Origin of the sequence: Shimazuella kribbensis DSM 45090 (assembly GCF_000428065.1) — a bacterium.
Taxonomy (GTDB): domain Bacteria; phylum Bacillota; class Bacilli; order Thermoactinomycetales; family Thermoactinomycetaceae; genus Shimazuella; species Shimazuella kribbensis.
Genome location: NZ_ATZF01000004.1, coordinates 192,127 through 211,598 on the forward strand (window position 1 = coordinate 192,127; position 19,472 = coordinate 211,598).

Annotated in this window: 20 protein-coding genes; 12 read left to right on the top strand and 8 right to left on the bottom strand. The window is 39.2% G+C overall.

Annotation, left to right across the window (positions count from 1 at the left end):
- The first annotated feature begins 260 nt into the window (after positions 1-260).
- The 6 genes from A3GQ_RS0108415 (at position 261) to A3GQ_RS23840 (ending at position 5,770) form a co-directional block, all read left to right on the top strand.
- On the top strand, positions 261-824 hold the full coding sequence (locus A3GQ_RS0108415; RefSeq protein WP_342664990.1) for a hypothetical protein: 564 nt from the start codon (positions 261-263) through the stop codon (positions 822-824).
- A gap of 114 nt (positions 825-938) precedes the next feature.
- Complete coding sequence (locus A3GQ_RS0108420; RefSeq protein WP_028776677.1) at positions 939-1,643, top strand: response regulator transcription factor; 705 nt, start codon at positions 939-941, stop codon at positions 1,641-1,643.
- Entirely contained in the window at positions 1,640-2,581 is a 942-nt protein-coding gene (locus A3GQ_RS0108425; RefSeq protein WP_028776678.1) for a sensor histidine kinase, read from the top strand. The genes A3GQ_RS0108420 and A3GQ_RS0108425 overlap by 4 nt, the downstream gene beginning before the upstream one ends.
- A 116-nt stretch (positions 2,582-2,697) precedes the next feature.
- Entirely contained in the window at positions 2,698-3,645 is a 948-nt protein-coding gene (locus A3GQ_RS0108430) for an ABC transporter ATP-binding protein (protein WP_028776679.1), read from the top strand.
- On the top strand, positions 3,587-4,297 hold the full coding sequence (locus tag A3GQ_RS0108435; protein ID WP_083964161.1) for an ABC transporter permease: 711 nt from the start codon (positions 3,587-3,589) through the stop codon (positions 4,295-4,297). Before A3GQ_RS0108430 ends, A3GQ_RS0108435 begins: the two co-directional genes overlap by 59 nt.
- Before the next feature lie 15 nt (positions 4,298-4,312).
- Positions 4,313-5,770: a serine hydrolase domain-containing protein gene (locus tag A3GQ_RS23840; RefSeq protein ID WP_169818265.1), complete on the top strand. Its 1,458-nt coding sequence runs from the start codon at positions 4,313-4,315 to the stop codon at positions 5,768-5,770.
- A gap of 232 nt (positions 5,771-6,002) precedes the next feature.
- On the opposite strand, the gene A3GQ_RS0108445 is transcribed toward A3GQ_RS23840, so the two are convergent.
- From A3GQ_RS0108445 to A3GQ_RS0108455, 3 genes are all read right to left on the bottom strand, one after another.
- Entirely contained in the window at positions 6,003-7,418 is a 1,416-nt protein-coding gene (locus A3GQ_RS0108445; protein WP_028776681.1) for an MATE family efflux transporter, read from the bottom strand.
- A gap of 335 nt (positions 7,419-7,753) precedes the next feature.
- The gene (locus A3GQ_RS0108450; RefSeq protein ID WP_028776682.1) at positions 7,754-8,518 is read right to left on the bottom strand and encodes an SDR family oxidoreductase; all 765 of its coding nucleotides are present in this window, start codon (positions 8,516-8,518) and stop codon (positions 7,754-7,756) included.
- A 99-nt stretch (positions 8,519-8,617) separates the two neighbouring features.
- On the bottom strand, positions 8,618-9,439 hold the full coding sequence (locus A3GQ_RS0108455) for a MerR family transcriptional regulator (protein ID WP_028776683.1): 822 nt from the start codon (positions 9,437-9,439) through the stop codon (positions 8,618-8,620).
- Between the two features lie 180 nt (positions 9,440-9,619).
- Here A3GQ_RS0108455 and A3GQ_RS26830 point away from each other — a divergent pair, with 180 nt between their 5' ends.
- From A3GQ_RS26830 to A3GQ_RS0108470, 3 genes are all read left to right on the top strand, one after another.
- Complete coding sequence (locus A3GQ_RS26830) at positions 9,620-10,453, top strand: hypothetical protein (RefSeq protein ID WP_156877618.1); 834 nt, start codon at positions 9,620-9,622, stop codon at positions 10,451-10,453.
- A 307-nt stretch (positions 10,454-10,760) separates the two neighbouring features.
- Positions 10,761-11,630 (top strand): cation diffusion facilitator family transporter, encoded by an 870-nt coding sequence (locus A3GQ_RS0108465; protein ID WP_028776685.1) that lies wholly within the window; start codon positions 10,761-10,763, stop codon positions 11,628-11,630.
- A gap of 27 nt (positions 11,631-11,657) precedes the next feature.
- Complete coding sequence (locus A3GQ_RS0108470; protein WP_028776686.1) at positions 11,658-12,176, top strand: GrpB family protein; 519 nt, start codon at positions 11,658-11,660, stop codon at positions 12,174-12,176.
- A gap of 70 nt (positions 12,177-12,246) precedes the next feature.
- On the opposite strand, the gene A3GQ_RS28000 is transcribed toward A3GQ_RS0108470, so the two are convergent.
- Positions 12,247-12,867 carry a class D sortase gene (locus A3GQ_RS28000; protein ID WP_037464345.1) on the bottom strand — a complete coding sequence of 207 codons (621 nt, stop codon included), beginning with the start codon at positions 12,865-12,867 and terminating at the stop codon, positions 12,247-12,249.
- Between the two features lie 333 nt (positions 12,868-13,200).
- Here A3GQ_RS28000 and A3GQ_RS0108480 point away from each other — a divergent pair, with 333 nt between their 5' ends.
- Positions 13,201-13,518: a hypothetical protein gene (locus A3GQ_RS0108480; RefSeq protein WP_028776688.1), complete on the top strand. Its 318-nt coding sequence runs from the start codon at positions 13,201-13,203 to the stop codon at positions 13,516-13,518.
- Between the two features lie 184 nt (positions 13,519-13,702).
- On the opposite strand, the gene A3GQ_RS0108485 is transcribed toward A3GQ_RS0108480, so the two are convergent.
- From A3GQ_RS0108485 to A3GQ_RS0108500, 4 genes are all read right to left on the bottom strand, one after another.
- Complete coding sequence (locus A3GQ_RS0108485; protein WP_028776689.1) at positions 13,703-14,152, bottom strand: hypothetical protein; 450 nt, start codon at positions 14,150-14,152, stop codon at positions 13,703-13,705.
- A gap of 63 nt (positions 14,153-14,215) precedes the next feature.
- On the bottom strand, positions 14,216-14,935 hold the full coding sequence (locus A3GQ_RS0108490) for a VOC family protein (RefSeq protein ID WP_028776690.1): 720 nt from the start codon (positions 14,933-14,935) through the stop codon (positions 14,216-14,218).
- A gap of 194 nt (positions 14,936-15,129) precedes the next feature.
- Positions 15,130-16,530, bottom strand: a complete 1,401-nt coding sequence (locus A3GQ_RS0108495) for an MDR family MFS transporter (protein ID WP_028776691.1) — start codon at positions 16,528-16,530, stop codon at positions 15,130-15,132.
- 28 nt (positions 16,531-16,558) lie between these two features.
- Entirely contained in the window at positions 16,559-17,566 is a 1,008-nt protein-coding gene (locus tag A3GQ_RS0108500; protein ID WP_028776692.1) for an LLM class flavin-dependent oxidoreductase, read from the bottom strand.
- 145 nt (positions 17,567-17,711) lie between these two features.
- On the opposite strand from A3GQ_RS0108500, the gene A3GQ_RS0108505 reads away from it, so the two are divergent.
- Positions 17,712-18,059, top strand: a complete 348-nt coding sequence (locus A3GQ_RS0108505) for a winged helix-turn-helix transcriptional regulator (protein WP_028776693.1) — start codon at positions 17,712-17,714, stop codon at positions 18,057-18,059.
- Positions 18,060-18,535: 476 nt separating this feature from the next.
- Positions 18,536-19,462 carry an HPr(Ser) kinase/phosphatase gene (gene hprK, locus A3GQ_RS0108510; protein ID WP_028776694.1) on the top strand — a complete coding sequence of 309 codons (927 nt, stop codon included), beginning with the start codon at positions 18,536-18,538 and terminating at the stop codon, positions 19,460-19,462.
- The last annotated feature ends 10 nt before the right edge of the window (positions 19,463-19,472 follow it).

Genomic DNA, 19,472 nt, shown 5'->3' on the forward strand with positions numbered 1-19,472 from the left:
TGATTTGTATACTTGAATCATTACATTACTGCTATCATTATTTCAAAGCTTGAAATATGGCTTGATTTATTTAAGTTAGGATTTTCTTTTTTTGTATTTTAACTTTAAATAAACTCTATCAATTATACTGATGTTAAGAGATTTTTCGCATTTCTTCCAAAGTATTTACTTCGTTTTTGCATGGTGTTAAAAAAATTATCAGTCAGGAGTATCGAAAGCAACCCCATTTCATTTAAAAAGATAAATCAAGGAGAATGAGAATGCCTGATAATAACATCACAAATAAACCACGATCTCTACTTTATTCCAAAAGATGGGGTTACATTGCTGCTATTGTATTACTCCCTTATGCTTTACTTAAGACTCTTTGGGCTTGGGGAATGACGTTAGGACTAACAAATGATGCAGCGATCCGTACCATGTCAAACTTTGGGGATAACATTAAGGGGCAATCCCCCTTGGTATATGGACTTTATAAATTGGGATTAGATTTTACGACCATACTGGCGATTATTGCTTCTATCTTTGCGTTGGCCTTCGTACGACCTTGGGGTCAAACTTTTCCTAAGTGGGTACCATTTTTTAAACATAGAGTTGTTCCAAGATGGATCTTACTTATTCCTGGATGGATTGTCGGTTGTATAACGGTTTTGATGTCCATTTCGACTGTACTTCAGTTTCTTGGAATTTTACCCAAAGGAAGTCCAGAAGGGCTTGCGTATTGGGTATATGGAATTACTTATGGAGGATTATTTATTTGGGGAGTTTGTATCTTCTTAGCAACTCTCTCTTATCAATATCGAACAAAATCAAACATCACATAGATTGAAGTAGAACGTATTGATCGAGAGCAACTCCCCCTACACTCGACCAACCTTCTATTGTTATGAACAAAGGACTCCTTATGTTGTGCTAGTTCAAGAGAAGGAGACAAATAGATGAATGAAAAAATACTTCTGATTGAAGATGATCAAGAGATCGCAGAGATGGTCGTGAACTACCTAACAAAGGAAGGGATGGATGTCTCTCATGTGGCAGATGGATTAACGGCAAGTAATTGTCTGCGTAAAGAAGCATTTGAACTTATTCTGCTCGATTTGATGTTGCCTGGTATGGATGGAATAGAATTATTAAAACAAATACGAACGGATAGTTTTGTGCCTGTATTAATACTATCAGCTAAAGATTCAGAGCTAGATAAGGCTCTTGGACTTGGATTTGGTGCGGATGATTATATAGCAAAACCTTTTTCACTGTTAGAATTATCTGCACGAATAAAAGCAATGCTTCGTCGTGTGACACAGTATACGATGAAAAGTGATAAATCTGAAGCGAAATCACATATAACGTTCCATGATCTTGTTCTAGATATGAAAACGCTGAGATTATATAAAAAGGGGAAAGAAATCAAACTGACTGCGAAGGAACTACAAATACTAAAGTTATTTATGTCGGAACCTAAGCGAGCATTTTCCAAAGAGCATATCTATCGAATGGTATGGAAAGAAGATTTTTTCGCAGATGAGAATGCCATTCAAGTACATATAAGTAGACTAAGAGAAAAGATAGAGGACGATCCATCCTCTCCACAGTACATCAAAACCGTATGGGGAATCGGATATCGGTTGGGGGATTTTTCATGATTTTCGTATATATAGCTCTTATCTTATTTTTGGTTTGTAGTAATATATATTTCCTTTTTTCGAAGCGAAAACAGAGTCAGGATCTTGTCTACATTCGTGAAAAATTAACTGCCATCTTACAAGGAGAAACAACAGAAAACATTCAAGTATTTACAAACGATTGGGAGACACAAAAACTCCTGATCGTTTTAAATCGTTTATTGGCACAAAAAAACAAAACGACTTTGACTTATACACAATTGGAGCAGTCTATACGAAGAATGCATACGAATATGTCCCATGATTTGAAAACCCCTCTCACGGTGATACTCGGGTTGTCTGAAGCCTTAACAGTGAATCCAAACATATCAGAAGAAGAACAAAATAGATTAGTAGGCAAAATTCACGAAAAGGCACAACACATCCTTGATTTGATGAACAAATTTTTTGATCTTGCTAAATTAGAATCTGGCGATTTGGATTTAGCCTTATCCAAAATCCAGCTTAATGAAGTTTGTAAAAATAATATTCTGTTCTTTTATGAACAAGTTACAGACAAGGGATTGGAAGTGAAGATTGAGATTCCTGATACTCCAGTTTATGTAAATAGTAATGTAACAGCATTAAATCGAATTTTGCATAATTTGATATCCAATGCGATCCGATATGGAGCTGATGGACAAGTGATTGGAGTGAATCTTCGATATGATGATCATCATGCTTGGATCGATGTATGGGATCAAGGCAAAGGCATCAAGGAAAGAGCACAAAAGCTCATTTTTGAACGGTTGTACACACTAGAAGACTCGCGAAATCAATTGTATCAAGGCAGTGGGTTAGGTCTTACTATTACAAAGCGATTGGCAGAAAATATAAAGGCTCAAATCTCCGTTTCTAGTAAACCTTTTGAGAAGACCATCTTTACGATCCAATTTGATCGAATTCCTACCGTCTCGTAATCTATTTTTTGATTGAAAGACTTTCTTAAGGTTTTTGAAGGAAATACGAAATTAGTTCTTGTTATATTTCAATTATCAAATCACTTACCTGTAAAGATCAAGAAAGGACATAGTCGATGAGCAACATTATACAGATGACCAAAGTGAATAAGATTTCAAATGGAAAAGAAATAATTTCGAATCTCGATATGCATGTAAAACAAGGGGAAATATACGGTTTCCTTGGCCCAAATGGTGCAGGAAAAACGACAACGATGAGAATGATCACAAATTTGATCCAACCAACTAGCGGTACGATTGAACTATTTGGGCAACTCTTAACTCCAACCTCTTACGAAAGTTTAAAGCGAATGGGTAGTGTCATGGAGTATCCAATCTTCTATGAGAACTTAACCGCATATGAGAATGTAATCATGCATTGTGAATACATGGGATTTTACGACACAAAAGCAATTCAAGAGGCTTTAGAATGGACAGGATTGGCGGACACAAAAGGAAAACTTGTAAAATATTTTTCTCTAGGGATGAAACAACGTTTAGGTATTGCAAGAGCAATTAGCACGAAACCTGAACTATTAATTCTGGATGAGCCAACAAATGGTTTGGACCCTGTTGGAATACAAGAATTACGCGATTTTTGCCAGAAGTTAAATAGAGAGTTTGGTATTACGCTTTTTATTTCGAGCCACCTATTACAGGAAATCGATCATCTTGCAGATACGATTGGCGTGATACAAAATGGCAAAATGATAAAAGAAGTTTCCATGTCGCAAGTTCGCTCGCAAGTACGTGATTATATAGAAGTGGTCGTCACCGATAGCAAGAAAGCTTCGTTTATTTTAGAAACTAAGATGAAGATTACAAATTTCAAAGTAATGGATGGCAGTACGATTCGGATATATCAGTCTGGTGTTTCCCCTATTGATCTATCCAAAGAGCTCATAGACAATGGAATTGGCCTAGCATCTATAATAAAGAAGGAACTATCTTTAGAGGAATTCTTTCTTGAAACAATCCACAAAGGAGGTGTTCCCTCTGTTACATCTCATCCAATTGGAATATAAAAGAGCGCAACTCAAAACGCTTGTTTTTTCCTCTATGTTAGCTATACTGATCCTCATTTTCTGGTGTGTGATTAACAAAAGTGGAAATCCGGTTGGGTATTTGAATTATCGGGATGCATTTGCGGAGATACATTTCTATGTGAGTGCTACCTTTTCCATTATTACTGCGATTCTCATTACGAAAGTAGTACTAGAAGAATATCGAAATAAAACGATTAGCATTTTATTCGCCTACCCTCATCCGAGGAGAAGAATTTTGTTAGCGAAGCTTATTTTTATCAGTATGTTTGCTTTTGTTACAACAGTGATTGCAAGTGTAGGGATTGGAAGTGCGTTGGTCATTCAAAATGATTACATCCATGCAATTCCAGAGGAATGGACAAGTTCCATGCTTTTAGAAGAAGTACTTCGTATGCTCCTATTTGCTACAGCTACAGTAGGAATTAGCTTAGTCTCTTATTATATTGGAATGTTGCAAAAATCGGTTCCAGCCACCATCCTCACCCCTTTTATCATTAATTTAATAGGAAGTGGATTTTACTATAACGGATCATTGTGGAGCGTCATTCTTATCAGTATCGGATGGGTATTAGTGGGTTTGATATTAGCTTCGATTAGTCTGAAAAACATAGAAAAAGCAGATGTACAATAAATGGGAGATGAAAAAGTGAAAAATAAAAACAGAATACTTATGGTGATACTCGCGATTTGTTTGTTAACAGTCTTACCGTGGGGTAAGGCTGGAGCACAGGGGAATATGCAGATAAATAAAATCGACAAATTTATTCAGAATAATATGAAAAATTATAAAATACCTGGCCTATCTGTAGCAATAACGTATCAAGGTAAAGTTGTTTTTACGAAAGGATACGGACAGACAAGTGATCATCAAAAAGTTACAGCAGATACTCCATTTGCGATTGCATCGTTAAGTAAAGCATTTACAGCATTGGCGGTGATACAGTTAGCAGAAGCTGGAAAGCTGGAGTTAGATCGTCCAGTTATAACTTACCTTCCCTACTTTAAACTAGCTGATCCACGCGGAGACAAAATTACGGTTCGACATTTGCTTCAGCATACAAGTGGCCTTACAGACGGGGTAAACCCAGATATGACGAGAGGCGAACAGCCAAAAACGTTAAGTGAAGTAATAAGCCATTTACAAGACGTATCTTTAGCTAGTGAGCCAGGTCAGGAGTATCATTATCATAATCCAAACTATCAAATATTGGCGCGTTTAGTAGAAGTAATAAGTAAAGAAGATTTTGGTGCTTATTTGAAAAGGCATATCTTTCAACCGCTTGAAATGAAAAATACAACTCATGTTTCTTCTACAAGTCAGTTAAAAAAGCTGCCAAATTTCTCGGAAGGACATCATTATTTATTTGGCCAACCGCTGAAAACGAATGAACCCGATTGGTTTGTGGCAGGGCCTGCTGGTATGGTATCTACAGCAAATGATATGGCGAAATGGTTAGCTTTTCAGTTGAATAATGGGAACGAACAAACAAAGCAAATCTTAAGTGCAAATGGGTTAAAACAAACCCATTCCTCGATTGATCCTAAAGTAAACTATGGGTTGGGATGGAACATAGGAAAAACCAAAGATGGAAAGCAGCAAATCTCTCATGGGGGGATATTTTGGACCTATAAAGCAGAAGCAGAAATGTTACCTGATGATGGTATTGGAGTAGTTGTCCTTTTTAACAGTGGTCTAAACTCCTTTGTGGATTATACGAGTTTCACAAGAGGAATAGCAGCTCTATTGATGAATCAATCTTTCTCCAAACCAATAAGCAATCAATGGTATGAAATTGGGATGGGGATCGCTATTCTTGTGACGATACTACTAGGGATTAGAACGCTTATGCGCACAAAACATTGGAACGAAAATAGAAAGTATCGTGCACAATGGAAAAACTGGTTTTATTTAAGTTTACGATTCATCCCGCTCGTACTTCTGATAAGTTTTTCTCCGTTGCTTTCATTCATAGGTGGTGGGCGTGTTTTAACTTGGCAGGGTATTTATTATACGATGCCTAGTATCATCATTTTGTTGGTCACACTAGCTTTGATTCAACTTATTATTTTTATTCAGCGTTTGTTTTATCTTTATAATAAATAGAATATCCTATTGGTGTGATGAATCAAGACGATGCCATCTGATGTTAAACGAGGATCATATTAGGTTTGATTGGATGTAAGAGGTTTGAAAGTGCTGCACACTCCCTGCAAGAAGGAGTGTGCTTTTTAGCCTATTGGGAACCTTTGTCCCTTACTTCTCGGCTCCACTCTGGAATCCAAGTCGGAAACCACATCGGAACCCAAGCAGGTGTCCATGAATAACCCGTCCATGCCTATTTCTGGGTCTTTTTTGGGGTTTGCGCAGGAATCCACTTGCGCGAATAGAATCGCGATACTGTAAAAAGACAAGTCAGTACCCAGTAGCCCAATTGCAGATAATAGATGGTTTTGTAATCCCATCCATTGTGAGTTGCATAGCCGACTCCGCAGCAAAGGAGCAGAGACGCAGCGAAAACCGATGAGACTTGTCCTTTTTTGTACCTGACTCCATTAAGGGAACGGAAAACGCAGAGATGGACAGCCCAAATGGCATCCATGATCACAAGCATGGAAAGCATCCAGTGGCTCATCATGATGACATGGGGATCATTTGTAAACTGACCAATGATCCATTCGCCTGTGAGGAATTGAACTCCCCACATCACAGCCGAGCCTATTGATACTACTGCGACTGCCCAATTGCAGTATCGGAGGGCTTCGTTATATTTTTTTGCTCCGAAGCACTTTCCGACAGTAGGGATCACTGCACTGGCAAAACCTTGGACCCACGCGGTACTCAGTACCTGTTTGATTTGTCTCGCGATTAGACCAGCTGCATAGACTTCCGTTCCATATTGGAGCATGGTCCGGTTGACATACATCAAGGACAACGCATTGGTGATCCCAGAACCGAAGGTGGGAAGGGATTGCTTGATCAGCTTTTTCTGAAGCATCGTGTTGCGACGCCACAAATCGCTGTCAGCAAAATTTTTTTTCTGTACTTTCCACCATTTGCAGTTCAGCCCAAAGATCTTTTTCTTGACCGAACACCACACGAATACCAGCCCAAAGAAGTTAGCGAGAACGGTTGCGATTGCCGCTCCCTGTACTCCAAGGTCAAAGGTAAAGATGAATAGATAATCCAGTGGCAAGTGGATCACATTCATCGTTACTCCAACGACGAAGACCGTCTTGCTGTCTTTGTTTCCAAGGAGGATTTGGTTCATCATTCCCATCATGCAAGGGAAGATCGCACAACCACCCAAAATTCGCAGATAGGCTGCGGTTTCTGATGTGGTTTGGGAGTCCGCTCCAAATAGGATCTGAACCAGTACGGGAGCAAGACAGATGAACAGCAACCCGCATCCAACTCCGACCTTGATCGAGAGGAGGATTCCTTGTGCTGCAATTGCCCGAATCTGCTTGAGTTTGGATGAATCAGACAGTGGCTTTGAGTCCTTTTCATCCAACAGATTCTCGCCTCCTCGACTATTAGAGATAAGGCCAGACGTTGAAACTGCCACTGCGTGGATTACCTGTTGCTGTACCAGCATCAGGATGCTACTCGCAATCCCTACTGCTGTCACTGCCACCAAGCTGATCCTAGAAACAAACCAGGCATCAACTAGGTTGAGACTTAGCTGGGAGAGGCTTGTGAAAATGCCATACCACCCCAACTTGCTAAGTTCACGTAGATGTTTGAAACGCATAATTATTTGTCCAAATGTGAGAGGGAACAGTTGTTATCATTATATTTTATTTTGAATGTAATTAATATTTAAATTTTTATATTGAGATCAGAAGTGTGGAAAATATCGAACGTAATCAGCTTTTACTTGTACTGATTTTATTTACTGATACTAGAAGGTTTTAAATCGATGGAGATATCAATCTATTGGGTGTGATAATGGAGGGTTTTATTCGAGTACATTTGACTCTGCTTAAAAGAACAAAACCCCTATCTCCTGAAAAGGAAAGATAGAGGCTCGTTAAGCATTCCTATTTACTGCTATACGATAAGGTAAAGTATGATTTAGGGATATGATTAGAGATGAGAACCACCTGTAGCATCGATCGTATCCCCTGTGATCCACCGCGCATCATCAGAAGCGAGGAAAGATACGATATCTGCTACATCAGCAGTTTCTCCTACTCTTCCTAACGTGGACATATTTTTTGCCATCGCTTGACCTTCTGGTGTATGTAACCAAGCTGCATTGACATCTGTATCAATAATACCCGGAAGCACAGCATTGACCGTAATATTTCGAGGTCCTAGTAATTGGGCTAGATTTAAGTTGAAAATATTGAGTGCACCTTTGGTCATGTTATAAGAAATAATATCTGGCATGGCAATTCGAGTGACACCAGATGAGACATTCACAATTCGTCCGCCATCGCGCAGATTGGATAACAGTTGTTGAACCAAGAAAAATGGTGCTTTTACATTTACTGCAAATAATTGATCAAATTCTTGTTCTGTTGTTTCTTCTAGTTTTTGGGCTGTTCCAATGCCAGCATTGTTCACCAATATATCAAAGTGGGAACTGCCTGTTTGACTCTCTAATTTTGCTGTAAATGTTTCGACTAACTGATGAACACCAGCAATATTTCTCAAATCTGCTTGTACTGCAAAAGCTTGTCCTCCATTTGCTTTGATCTGCTCGACAACTTCGTCCGCTGTGGTTTTATTGTTTCCATAATGGACTGCAACCAAAGCTCCATCCTGACCTAACCGCAATGCGATTCCTCTGCCTATCCCTCTTCCTGCTCCTGTCACCAATGCCACTTTTCCTTCTAAACGTTCCATCTCGAACACTCCTCATTTCGTTGATAGATTTACTCTACAATCTCCTCCTAAGGGGAGGGTCAAGCAAAAATACAAATTTTCTTTTGATAAAAGAAAGTATTACAGAATAGGGATAGATAATTCGGCTTTTCTTGTGGAGCCATACACTTCTTTGTCTCCAAAAAGATAGTGTTCACGAATAGGATGATCTGGATTGACTTTGAGCTTGTTTGATTGGATATAGGTAAGTAAATGATTTTGAGCATCGCAAGCAATGTGATATGGATTGCATTCATGCGTTAGGGAGACCACTTTTTCTTCTTTTGGGAGGTGGTAGACTTTTATTCTTTTCGAATCGGAAATACGGTTAGTAATTGGGATTGCTACCTCCAAATCTAGTTTCTCTTCTTCTTTGCGCGAGGAGCTGTTGTACCATTGAACAATAAGAGAGTTATTTTCGTCTTCTCCGTGCGATTTTACATATTTTTTTACTTCATCGAGCAGTAAGCAAAAACTGCTTTGTGGTATTACTTCGCGAATGGATGCGACTAAAATTGAGTTTCTTTTTTTAAAAACAGGAGTAGGGTTTACTTTTTCCATCTCATGATGTTCCACATGATCGATTCTTTTGCTTATTTCGTTTAATTGAAGATGCATTTCATCTATAGCAAGTTGTAGCTCCTCTTGTTTTTCTTTGAGTGATTTTACAACCTTTTCTGGGAGTATGTCTTCTTGTAATAAGGTTTTGATTTGTTCCAATGTAAATCCTTGATCTTTCCAAGCTTGGATTCTACGAATCGTCAGCAATTGGGAAGAAGCATAAAACCGATAACTTGAAGTTTCATCGATCATGCTAGGTTTTAATATATCTCTTTGATCATAATAGCGTAATGTTTTAATGGAAACGTCGGATAACTTGGAGAAAGTACCGATTTTAAACATGAGATTCTCCTCTTATTTGAATACTTTCATCATACTATATAGAGGATGTCAGGAGTTATATAGATAGAAACAAGGTGGATGGTTAATAATAATGAGAATCCTTTGTTTACTTTTATTTTATTTGATAAAATAAAAGGAACCATCCACAAGGATGTTGGACTGCACGACTAAGGAGTGAGCATGGAACAGATCATCCGACCGGAGGGGAAGTTCGTCGTTCGTCTGCCGGAGGGGACTGCGGTCAACTTTCGACAGGGAGTGAAGGTCTATCCCTACAGGGAGATGACGAAGGACCAGAAGTGGCGCCACCGTACCCTGATGAAGGGCTTCACAGGGACGCGTGGCATCGTCACGCCTGCAACCTTCGACAACCGTCTCGACCAGGAGATGATCGTGATCGTGAACGGTCAGATCACGGGACGTCTCGATCGGACGGAATTCCAGTTCAAGTGGGGCCGCGAGGAGCTGGGGCTTGGTCTCCCCTTCACCAACCAGCCTGTGCTGATCAGTGTGAGGGGTGGTGACATCAGTGAGCACACGTTCGCTGGTCACCGGGTCATCGGCAAGATCGACCCGGACACCCGCTACTGGGGGCTGGTCGAGCGCAGCAAGGATCGTCTCGTCACCGTCCCCGGCAAGCTGCTCAACGGCGATCACGCAGCTTCGAGCGACCCGCTCGCGGCCAACCGAATCGCCAGTCTCAGCGAGACGGGGATCAACCCGTCGATGGTGACAGAGTCCGCGGTCTACGTGTCGTTCGAGCGCTACCACCGTCCGGGTGGACGTCTCGTTCACCTCGGTGACGTGAACTTCGTCAGCTCGGGTGAGTGTTCGCTCACCGTTCCGGAGGTCATCGCTGGGTTCGGTGCGGACCCGCACACGGAGTCGCTGGTCTTCGTCGAACAGTCGAGGCACGGTGTCAGGAAGCTGTGCATGGCTGTCCTGAACACCTGGCCCAACCTCGTCCCGCTCCTGATGGAGGATCTGAAGCACTCCGTGCATCTGGGGTGGTAACGCTCTTCCTCTAGTAGTGCAGTACCCCTCTCTTCCGATTCGTCTGGGAGAGAGGGGGCTGTTTTTTTCGGATATATTTACTTCGCATGATTCCTTTATCACGTTATATACCTCATTTTTGAAATAACATGCAAAATATATGCGGCTAATCATAAAATAGAAAGAATCATTTGTGTATTCTTGTGCATGCCCAACTTTTTTTGCTCTTGGTTATTTTTTATGATCCATAAAAAAACGTTTCTCTAGACCCACACGAGTGCAGACTGTTAGAATGGGATAGCATTTGTGTTGGAAGGGAGAGGTTGATTTGGACCAAGAGCGATATGAGAATCTAAAAAAGAGCGAAAGAGGCGCGATCATCAGTATCGTTGCTTATCTCTTTTTATCTGCTCTTAAATTAAGTATTGGATATGTGGCGAAATCTGAAGCTATGTTTGCGGATGGATTAAACAACGCTACAGATATTGTTGCTTCGATTGCAGTGTTCATCGGACTGCGCCTATCTCAAAAACCGCCAGACGAGGATCATCCTTATGGACACTGGAAAGCAGAAACAGTATCTTCTCTCCTCGCTTCATTTATTATGTTTTCTGTAGGATTACAAGTCTTATATACAGGTTTCACTACTATAGCGAGCGGAAAAAAAGCTGTTCCCGATTTACTTGCTGTTTGGGTGGGTATCTTTTGTGCGGTTGTGATGTTTTTTGTTTACCAATACAATAAAAAACTCGCTAATCAGACAAAAAGTCAAGCAGTCATGGCAGCAGCAAAAGACAATCTCTCCGATGCATATGTCAGCATTGGGGCAGTGGTTGGGATTATCGGTTCTCAATTTCGTTTGCCTTGGTTGGACATCATTACTGCTATTATTGTTGGCATTATTATTTGTAAAACAGCTTGGGATATCTTTCGAGAGGCCACTCATTATTTGATGGATGGATATGATGAAAATTTAATCCAGGAATACAAAGAAACAATTTTAAATGTTCATGGTGTGAAAGATGTTAAAAATATAAAAGCGAGAAACTACGGAAACCATGCTGTCGTAGATGTGGTTCTTTGCGTATGTGCAAATTTAGCGATTAAAGATGCTCATGATATCTCAACGAAAGTGGAAAATGAATTGATTCAAACCTATGATATTTATGATGTTCATATTCATGTAGAACCTAGTTAGGCTTCATCATAATTGGGAGATGTTGGTGTGAGAAAAATAGAAGTGCTTCCTTACACTAGTGAATGGAAAATAATGTTTGAAGAGGAAAAAGAAAGATTGAAGTCTATCTTTGATTCGGAATCGACAGCCATTCATCACATTGGTAGTACAGCAATAAGAGGATTACAAGCAAAACCAATTATTGATATGCTCATTGTTGTAAAAGATATGGTACATATTGATCGATTTGATCCTGATATGATCGCAATAGGTTATGTACCAAAAGGAGAAAATGGGATCATTGGTCGCAGGTATTTCCAAAAGGGAGGGAATATTCGCACTCATCATGCTCATTTTTTTCCAGTAAGTCATCCTGCGATTGAGCGTCATCTAGCCTTCCGGGATTATCTGCGTGAACATTTGAATGTTGCAGAAAAATATGGAAATTATAAAGAGAAGCTATCTTGGCAATTTCCTTTTGATAAAGTATCCTATATCAAAGGAAAGCAGCCTCTTATGATGGAGATCGAACAGATGGCTATCGCTTGGTATAGACAACAAAAATAAGAAAAGCTAGCTGAATGATATTCTAAAAGTCGAATCAATCAGCTAGCTTTTTATATGTGTGGATATGCGATTAAACTGCTTCCTTGTCTTTTTTGACTTCGATGAGTTCTGCACGAATAATGTATCGATCTGGTGCACTGCCAATATAATCAAAAGGATAGCAAGTAGTAAGTGTCAAAACTGGTTTGGAAATAGGAACAATGATGGTTCGATCTTCTGCATCCGTAATCCATGTTTTACGGATTTGATAAGTGTAGATATTGCCTTGAAACTTTACATAAAGTCGATCCCCTATTTTAAGTTGACCTGCTCCTCGTAACACTGTATCCCGGTGGCCAGACAAAACAACATGACCGGTTTCTCCAGGATTTACTGTACCATAACCGATATAGTGTCCAATTCCTTTTTTGAGTGATTCATCATCGGTTCCATGGACGACAGGAAGAATAGCTCCCATTCTCGGAATAATTAATTCACCAATTTGGTTACTGACTTTTAGCTTTATATTTTTGGTAGATACACCTTGAGTTAAAGCATCTTTGGCTTGAAGATCGTCCCAATCTTGTGCGACTTTTTTAGAAGCGATAGGATCATAAACCGCTCTTCGTAATTGATCCCACCATTGGAAACCATTAAAGACGACTAAAAACAAACCAATGATAATGATTACCCATGCTAGCTTCCGAATCAAGGGAAACACTCCTTTAGATGTTGAAAAACACAAATATTATATCTCATATACATAAATTTGTCTGTAGATAAGAGAAGCATGGTGTGTACTCACTGAACAAAAGAGTCATTATTCTCGCACAACTTATTTCTATTAAATTTGGTATACTTCCATTGTTATTCGTCATTTCTTATTATTTTAATGAAAGAATCTACTACAATTACTATTTGTTAAATGATATACAGATTCACGCAAGCAAGCTTATTTTCTTAACCCATGTTTAGAGTAGGAAATCAAACTATCATTGTAGAAATTGTGTATATCAGTTTTTGATACAAAGGAGAGAGCTAACATATGGGAAAATACACTTCACTTACCAAAAAAACATACAGAATCTTTACGAAAGAGGAAGCGCGCGATGAGTTTCCCGACCTTCAATCAGAGATCAATCACACTCCATTTGGCCATGTCTACCTTGTGATATACGATGAAAGACCTGCACCAATCAAAGTACCTCCTCAATTAATTGGACCAATGCCACGATCAGAGGCAACGAAGATTATAAGGCAGCAGGAAGACAACTATCGGACAGGACTTCTAAATGCATTTGATAATATTGTCGATATGGAGAAAGCTCTACAATTAGGAGATGCCGAAAATGAGGATTTTTGAATGGAATACATATAGGAGATGTGAACCAAGTAAATACTCCATTTCTGAAATATGGGAGTTTAGATTCAGATAGAGGTGAAAATGCTTAAATTAGAGTGAAATAAGCACCGTGTTATTTTTTCTGAACATTCATATAATAAAAGGGAGTAAATTTTAACCATTCTTCTTGAAGTCTGAACTTGAGTTATGGCAAGGATCCTCCACCAGATCTTATTGAAATAGCTTTGGAAATATGAAATAATTCAAATAAATCAAGCCACTTCGGAATAAAATCGAGGAAGCCATGAGCGACCTGACGGCGACGAAGACGGAAGCCTCCGCGAAGGAGCGTCTGTACGAAAGGATCTATTCCTCCGATGAGTGTTGGGATTACTTCTCCAACAAAGTGAAGCCTGCGCTCGACAATGGGGCATTCAAGATCTATGATGAATTCCTTACCGTGATCTGAACTGGATCGCTTATAAACAGACGGTGGTGTACGAGCGGAGGCCCCCGACAGATCGCTTCTGCCGAACAGATCATCACCGAGGCCAACTGCCGTCGTGCCGAGGTCAGCATGGAGTCCCTGTTGCACCCGTAGCAAATAAGAAGACTTGAGATAAATAAACAAAATAAACAGAGATATGTTATCCATCTCTGTTTATTTTTATCGGTTGCTATGTAAAGCCCTTTACTTTAGCTATGGAAATATAATGGTTCAATACTTAGTATTAGGAATGGACTCGATAAAATAGGGATATGGCTTGAGTTGTAAATCGACCTGTTGTTTGCCCAAAATCGTCATCCGAATGGGATGAACTTCAGGTAAGCGTTGAGTGGGATACCATGCACGTGATGTGTCTCCAAGAATAAACATTCCTTGATCATCACCTAATATTTGAAATGTTTTCTCGTCACCTGTATATGGAGATACATCAAAATGCGAGCATATAGTTTGCATAGCATCGGGTAGATTTTGATCGAATGCAAACGCTACCTCGCTGATATTGAGGATGCTATTAATTGTAAATGGATTAGTGGAGGCATTCTCCAAGTTTTGACGTGCAATCAATTCTACCAAATTACCAGCGGGATCATAGAAGTAGATGGACTCGGCATTTACTGCATCAAAGAAAACAGTGTCCCCGTCAGCATGAATGCCTGCATTTTCAATTGTAGTAGTTGGCAGTAGTTGACAACCCTTTTCTAGCAACCATTTTTTTGCTTCTGGTAATTTGTTTTTTGGAATATTCATCGCAATATGATAATAGGGATCTTGTTCTGTATTTGCTGAGATAAAAGTGATGTCGGTAGAGCCTGCAAGCATGGTAAAGGTATCCGTGGATTGGGATCGCAGAGAAAAACCAAGATTATCTATGTAAAATTGTTTTACTTTTGAAAGGCATGTTATTGCGAGTTCGACCGAGAGAATTTTCATGTGGTATCCATCCTTATTTTATAATTAGTATTATTTAATAATAATGATAATGTATTATATTTTGATGGTACTGTCAAAATAGGAAAAGTGCATGGCTATTATTTTACAGAAAAGACTGAGACTATCCTTCTCTATACTAGTGCATATTTAACTTTTTCTATCGATTTCCTTACTTCACAAGATACGTATTAGTATCAATTGGGTTCATCTATTGGTTTGCGAAGTATCAATCCCATAATGATTCCTATAACAGCTATTACCATCACTACAAGAAACGTTAGGCTAAAAGCATTTGACCAAGCATCAACTGAGGTTAAAGCTATTCCACTTGATTTCTCCGGCATTCGGCTTGTTAATAGAGTTGAGAACCCTGCTACTGCAAAAGAACCCATTACTTGCTGTGTAGCATTCGTAAGTGAAGTAACACGATTTACTAGCTTCGGAGGTGCAGATTTCATAATATATGCATTTAGTGACATGCCAAATAATGCTTGTCCGGAACCTGCTAGTAGTAAAGGTAGAACTAACTCTCCCAGACTGCTATTTGATGAAAGATTGGAAAGTAGATAGGCTCCCAGAGCAATAATTGCCGCCCCAGCAATAACCAATGGTTTTACTCCAAATCGATCGAACAGCCGTCCACCTAGTTGTACGAAAATGATACAAGCGATTGCTTGTGGAAGCAGAAGCAGTCCTGTTTCAAAAGCATTGTATCCTTGAACCTTTTGCAAAAACAAAGGGTTTAAAAACAGAATTCCGTAGAAAGCGATTGCTGTGATCCATAAGAGGATAACTGCAATCGTAAAAGGATGTGAACGAAAGACTCGTAGTTCCAATAGCGGGTCCTTTTTGCGAAGTTCAACTACGATGAAAATCAATAAAGAGATTATTCCTATACCTAGACCGATCATCACGTGTTTAGAGCCCCAACCATATTCCCCAGCTTGACTAACTCCATAGACTAAGGCAGCAAAGGCAAGAGGTCCGAAAATCATTCCTAGAATATCGAGTTTAGCCGCGATTTGTTTCTCTAATTTTGGTATATATCGAATCCCCATCCAAATACCTATGATTCCAATTGGTATATTTATCCAAAAAATATAGTGCCAGCTACTAAACTCTACCAACCAACCGGCCAACACAGGACCGATAACAGGTGCTACCAAGATCGGCACACCCAACATCCCCATTACCGTACCAACTTTATCAGGAGGGCTTATCCGAAAGACAATAGCCATACCAATTGGCATAACCATTCCGCCACCTAATCCTTGTAGTACACGAAACAAAATGAACTGCTCTGCGCTCGATGCAAGAACACAAAGAATCGAACTAATCGTGAATAGCAAAATAGATATAATAAACACACGTTTTGCTCCGAACCTATCAGAAAACCAACCTGATAATGGTATAATTACAGCTTCTGCAAGAATATAACCTGTAGTTGCCCATTGAATAACGGAAAGTGAACTATGAAACGTTTCTACTAAGTCAGGAATTGCAACATTTAAAGCAGTCATATTTAATAAAATCATGAACATTCCGACTATTATCGCAATTAACGGTTTTCTGATTTTAGTAATTTCATTTGACATATAAACAAACTCCTCTATTTTACGAATTTTAATTTGAAACCAGATGGAAAGCCTCTGACAGTAGTTGGTACGATTTTAATTTCGACTTGAAATCATGTGTAATTGTTAAAATCATGAACTCGTCTGTGCCAAATGTCTCTCCTATTTCAAGTATTTGATCTCGTACACTTTTCGGATTTCCAACAATGATTCGACTACGATTATTCTTCATACGAAGAAAATCTTGATCAGAGTATGGATACGATTTGACAGTCTTCTTTGAAGGTACTCTAGAAATATAAGGATTTTGTTCAGAAAGAAGAAAAGTCAAATCTAATGTGGATGTCATCTCTTCAGCTTCTTTTTCCGTTTCTCCACATATTACAAACAACGCTATTAACGTTTTTGGCTGATCACAAATAACAGATGTTTGATACAGCTGAGTATATCTCTTCATGATAGTTGGATCAGCATGATATGATAAAAAATGAGCATAAGCATATGGGATTCCTAATCTAGCAGCAAGATGTGCACTTTCCATACTCGAACCAAGCAACCAGATAGGTGGAGCTGATAAAACACTAGGCGTAACTTGAAGCCTGCTGAAACGATGATTCTTAGAAAATGAGCCATACAAATAATGCATCAAATCTATTATTTGCTGATGATATGGTATTATCTCTGTTTTCCCCTCTTGTAAAGCTTTTGAAGCAAGGGATAATCCACCAGATGCTCGACCTATGCCAAGATCAATTCGATCTGGATAAAGTGCCTCCAGCACTTGAAAATTTTCTGCTACTTTAAACGAACTATAATGTGGAATCATGATCCCGCCAGATCCCACTCGAATACGGGAAGTAACAGATGCTAGATGGGAAACAAGCACTTCAGGGCTTGAACCAGCCATTGCTTTCATGGCATGGTGTTCAGACACCCAAAAACGAGTATATCCAAGTTTATCGGCTTCTTGAGCGAGTTGTGAGGTCTCCATCAATGCTTCGGCTTCTGTTTTCCCTTCTACTACAGGAGATTGATCTAATATACTTAAATGAACCAAGTGGACCCCTCTCTTCCTATTGCTTACATGATCGCTTTGTTACGACTAAATTATAATGACTTTCATTCTTTTACAAAAGAAGGCAATTTTTTTTGATATAATTCCATGTAACTGACATACTTACTATTCGTTAGGGGTGTAAAAAATGGATGACACTTCTCAGAATGATGAAAAATATGAAGAATGTACTTCTCTTATTGGGGAAGTATTAGGAATTCTTGGAGTCAAAAGAACTTTTTTAGTCATTGGAAAATTACACGATGGCCCTAAACGCTTTAATCAATTACGTCGAGGCTTAGGGGAGATCAGCACTCAATCTTTAACAGTCGTCTTACGCCACTTAGAAAGTAACGGAATTATAAATCGAGAAGTCTTACCAACATCTCCAGTTACAGTGGAATATTCGTTAACCGAACAGGGTAAGCAGTTTAATCAAGTCCTTGATGAAATGTACAAGTGGGGGCAAACTTGGAAACAGCGAAGGCTTTTATGAAAAAATCGAATCTAACTTCCAACGAAGATTGAGATTGAACTTTTCGGTTCTCTTGTATTGTGGTTGGATCAAAATTCCATATCTATCAAATATGCCGAGTCACAGGATTGCTTTCACAATTAGACCGACTACCTACACGTTAAGGTAAATAGTCGGTTTTTTATACTACTTGCCTTTTATTGGAAATCTTTTTTCTCTCAAAAGGCGAAGATGATCAAGAGTTGGGCAAATATCGGTTCGTCGTTCGGTTGTTGTTCTACCCCAAAAATAGAAAAAAGACTTTATATAAACGATATCTTTGTATCGTTTTTTAACCCAACACAAAACCTAGTTAATAAGATTGTTTTGCTCGGAATTCGATATATATGTCAGAAATGTGATAAGATACATCTTAACTCTAGCTTGTCAACACATATTACACAATTCACATGATGAACGAAATAATTGACGATGTGGCTGAATGGAGCGAGATTTGGATGAGTATAGGCGTAAAAATCAATGAATTGCAAGCAGAATTTGATTTAGAATTAATCGGTGATGACGAATCTTTAGATCGAATGATTCAAACTAGTGATTTATACCGTCCAGGCTTGGAATTAGCTGGTTTTTTTACTTACTATCCAGTAGATAGACTACAATTACTGGGGAGAACGGAACTATCTTTCGTGGAAAGTTTGTCAGCTGATGTGCGAGAAGAGCGAATGAGAAAGATTTGCCATCCTGAAGTACCTGCTATTTGTATTACAAGGGATCTTCATGCTCCCGCTGATTTATTACAAGCTGCAAATTTGGTAGGGGTACCTGTCTTACGAACTCCCACACCTACAACAAAATTTGCAGGAAAAGTAACCGATTATTTAGAGAATCGACTTGCACCTGTATCTACTTTACATGGTGTATTAGTTGATGTATACGGAATTGGGGTTCTCATCACTGGTGAAAGTGGTATAGGAAAGAGCGAAGCGGCATTAGAATTGATCAAACGTGGACACATGTTGGTTGCAGATGATGCGGTACAGATTACGCAAGTAACAGAGGGAGAGTTATATGGAACAGCACCTAAAATTATCAAACATCTATTGGAGATTCGTGGTTTAGGAATTATGGATGTGATGATACTATTTGGGGCAGGAGCAGTAAGGGATATGAAGCATATATCTCTGGTAGTGCGTCTCGAAACATGGCGTGAAAATTATCCATATGATCGATTGGGTTTAACCGAAGAGACTATTCGCATCATGGATTCAGAGCTTCCGAAATTGACGATCCCTGTTCGACCAGGACGTAACGTGGCGGTATTGATAGAAGTAGCTGCAATGAATTATCGTTCTAAAATATTGGGTTACCATGCAGCAGAACAATTTGTCACTCGTTTAGAAAATTCACTTGGAGAGAATGAATAACCTATATGTG

Coding starts and splice junctions, on each gene's coding strand:
- A3GQ_RS0108445 (WP_028776681.1), bottom strand. CDS start 7,418: ATGCGTTTCAAACATCTACGTGAACTTAGCAAGTTGGGGTGGTATGGC.
- A3GQ_RS0108495 (WP_028776691.1), bottom strand. CDS start 16,530: ATGTCAAATGAAATTACTAAAATCAGAAAACCGTTAATTGCGATAATA.
- A3GQ_RS0108455 (WP_028776683.1), bottom strand. CDS start 9,439: ATGTTTAAAATCGGTACTTTCTCCAAGTTATCCGACGTTTCCATTAAA.
- A3GQ_RS0108485 (WP_028776689.1), bottom strand. CDS start 14,152: ATGGATAACATATCTCTGTTTATTTTGTTTATTTATCTCAAGTCTTCT.
- A3GQ_RS0108490 (WP_028776690.1), bottom strand. CDS start 14,935: ATGAAAATTCTCTCGGTCGAACTCGCAATAACATGCCTTTCAAAAGTA.
- A3GQ_RS0108425 (WP_028776678.1), top strand. CDS start 1,640: ATGATTTTCGTATATATAGCTCTTATCTTATTTTTGGTTTGTAGTAAT.
- A3GQ_RS26830 (WP_156877618.1), top strand. CDS start 9,620: ATGGAACAGATCATCCGACCGGAGGGGAAGTTCGTCGTTCGTCTGCCG.
- hprK (WP_028776694.1), top strand. CDS start 18,536: ATGAGTATAGGCGTAAAAATCAATGAATTGCAAGCAGAATTTGATTTA.
- A3GQ_RS0108450 (WP_028776682.1), bottom strand. CDS start 8,518: ATGGAACGTTTAGAAGGAAAAGTGGCATTGGTGACAGGAGCAGGAAGA.
- A3GQ_RS0108505 (WP_028776693.1), top strand. CDS start 17,712: ATGGATGACACTTCTCAGAATGATGAAAAATATGAAGAATGTACTTCT.
- A3GQ_RS0108415 (WP_342664990.1), top strand. CDS start 261: ATGCCTGATAATAACATCACAAATAAACCACGATCTCTACTTTATTCC.
- A3GQ_RS0108480 (WP_028776688.1), top strand. CDS start 13,201: ATGGGAAAATACACTTCACTTACCAAAAAAACATACAGAATCTTTACG.
- A3GQ_RS0108420 (WP_028776677.1), top strand. CDS start 939: ATGAATGAAAAAATACTTCTGATTGAAGATGATCAAGAGATCGCAGAG.
- A3GQ_RS0108430 (WP_028776679.1), top strand. CDS start 2,698: ATGAGCAACATTATACAGATGACCAAAGTGAATAAGATTTCAAATGGA.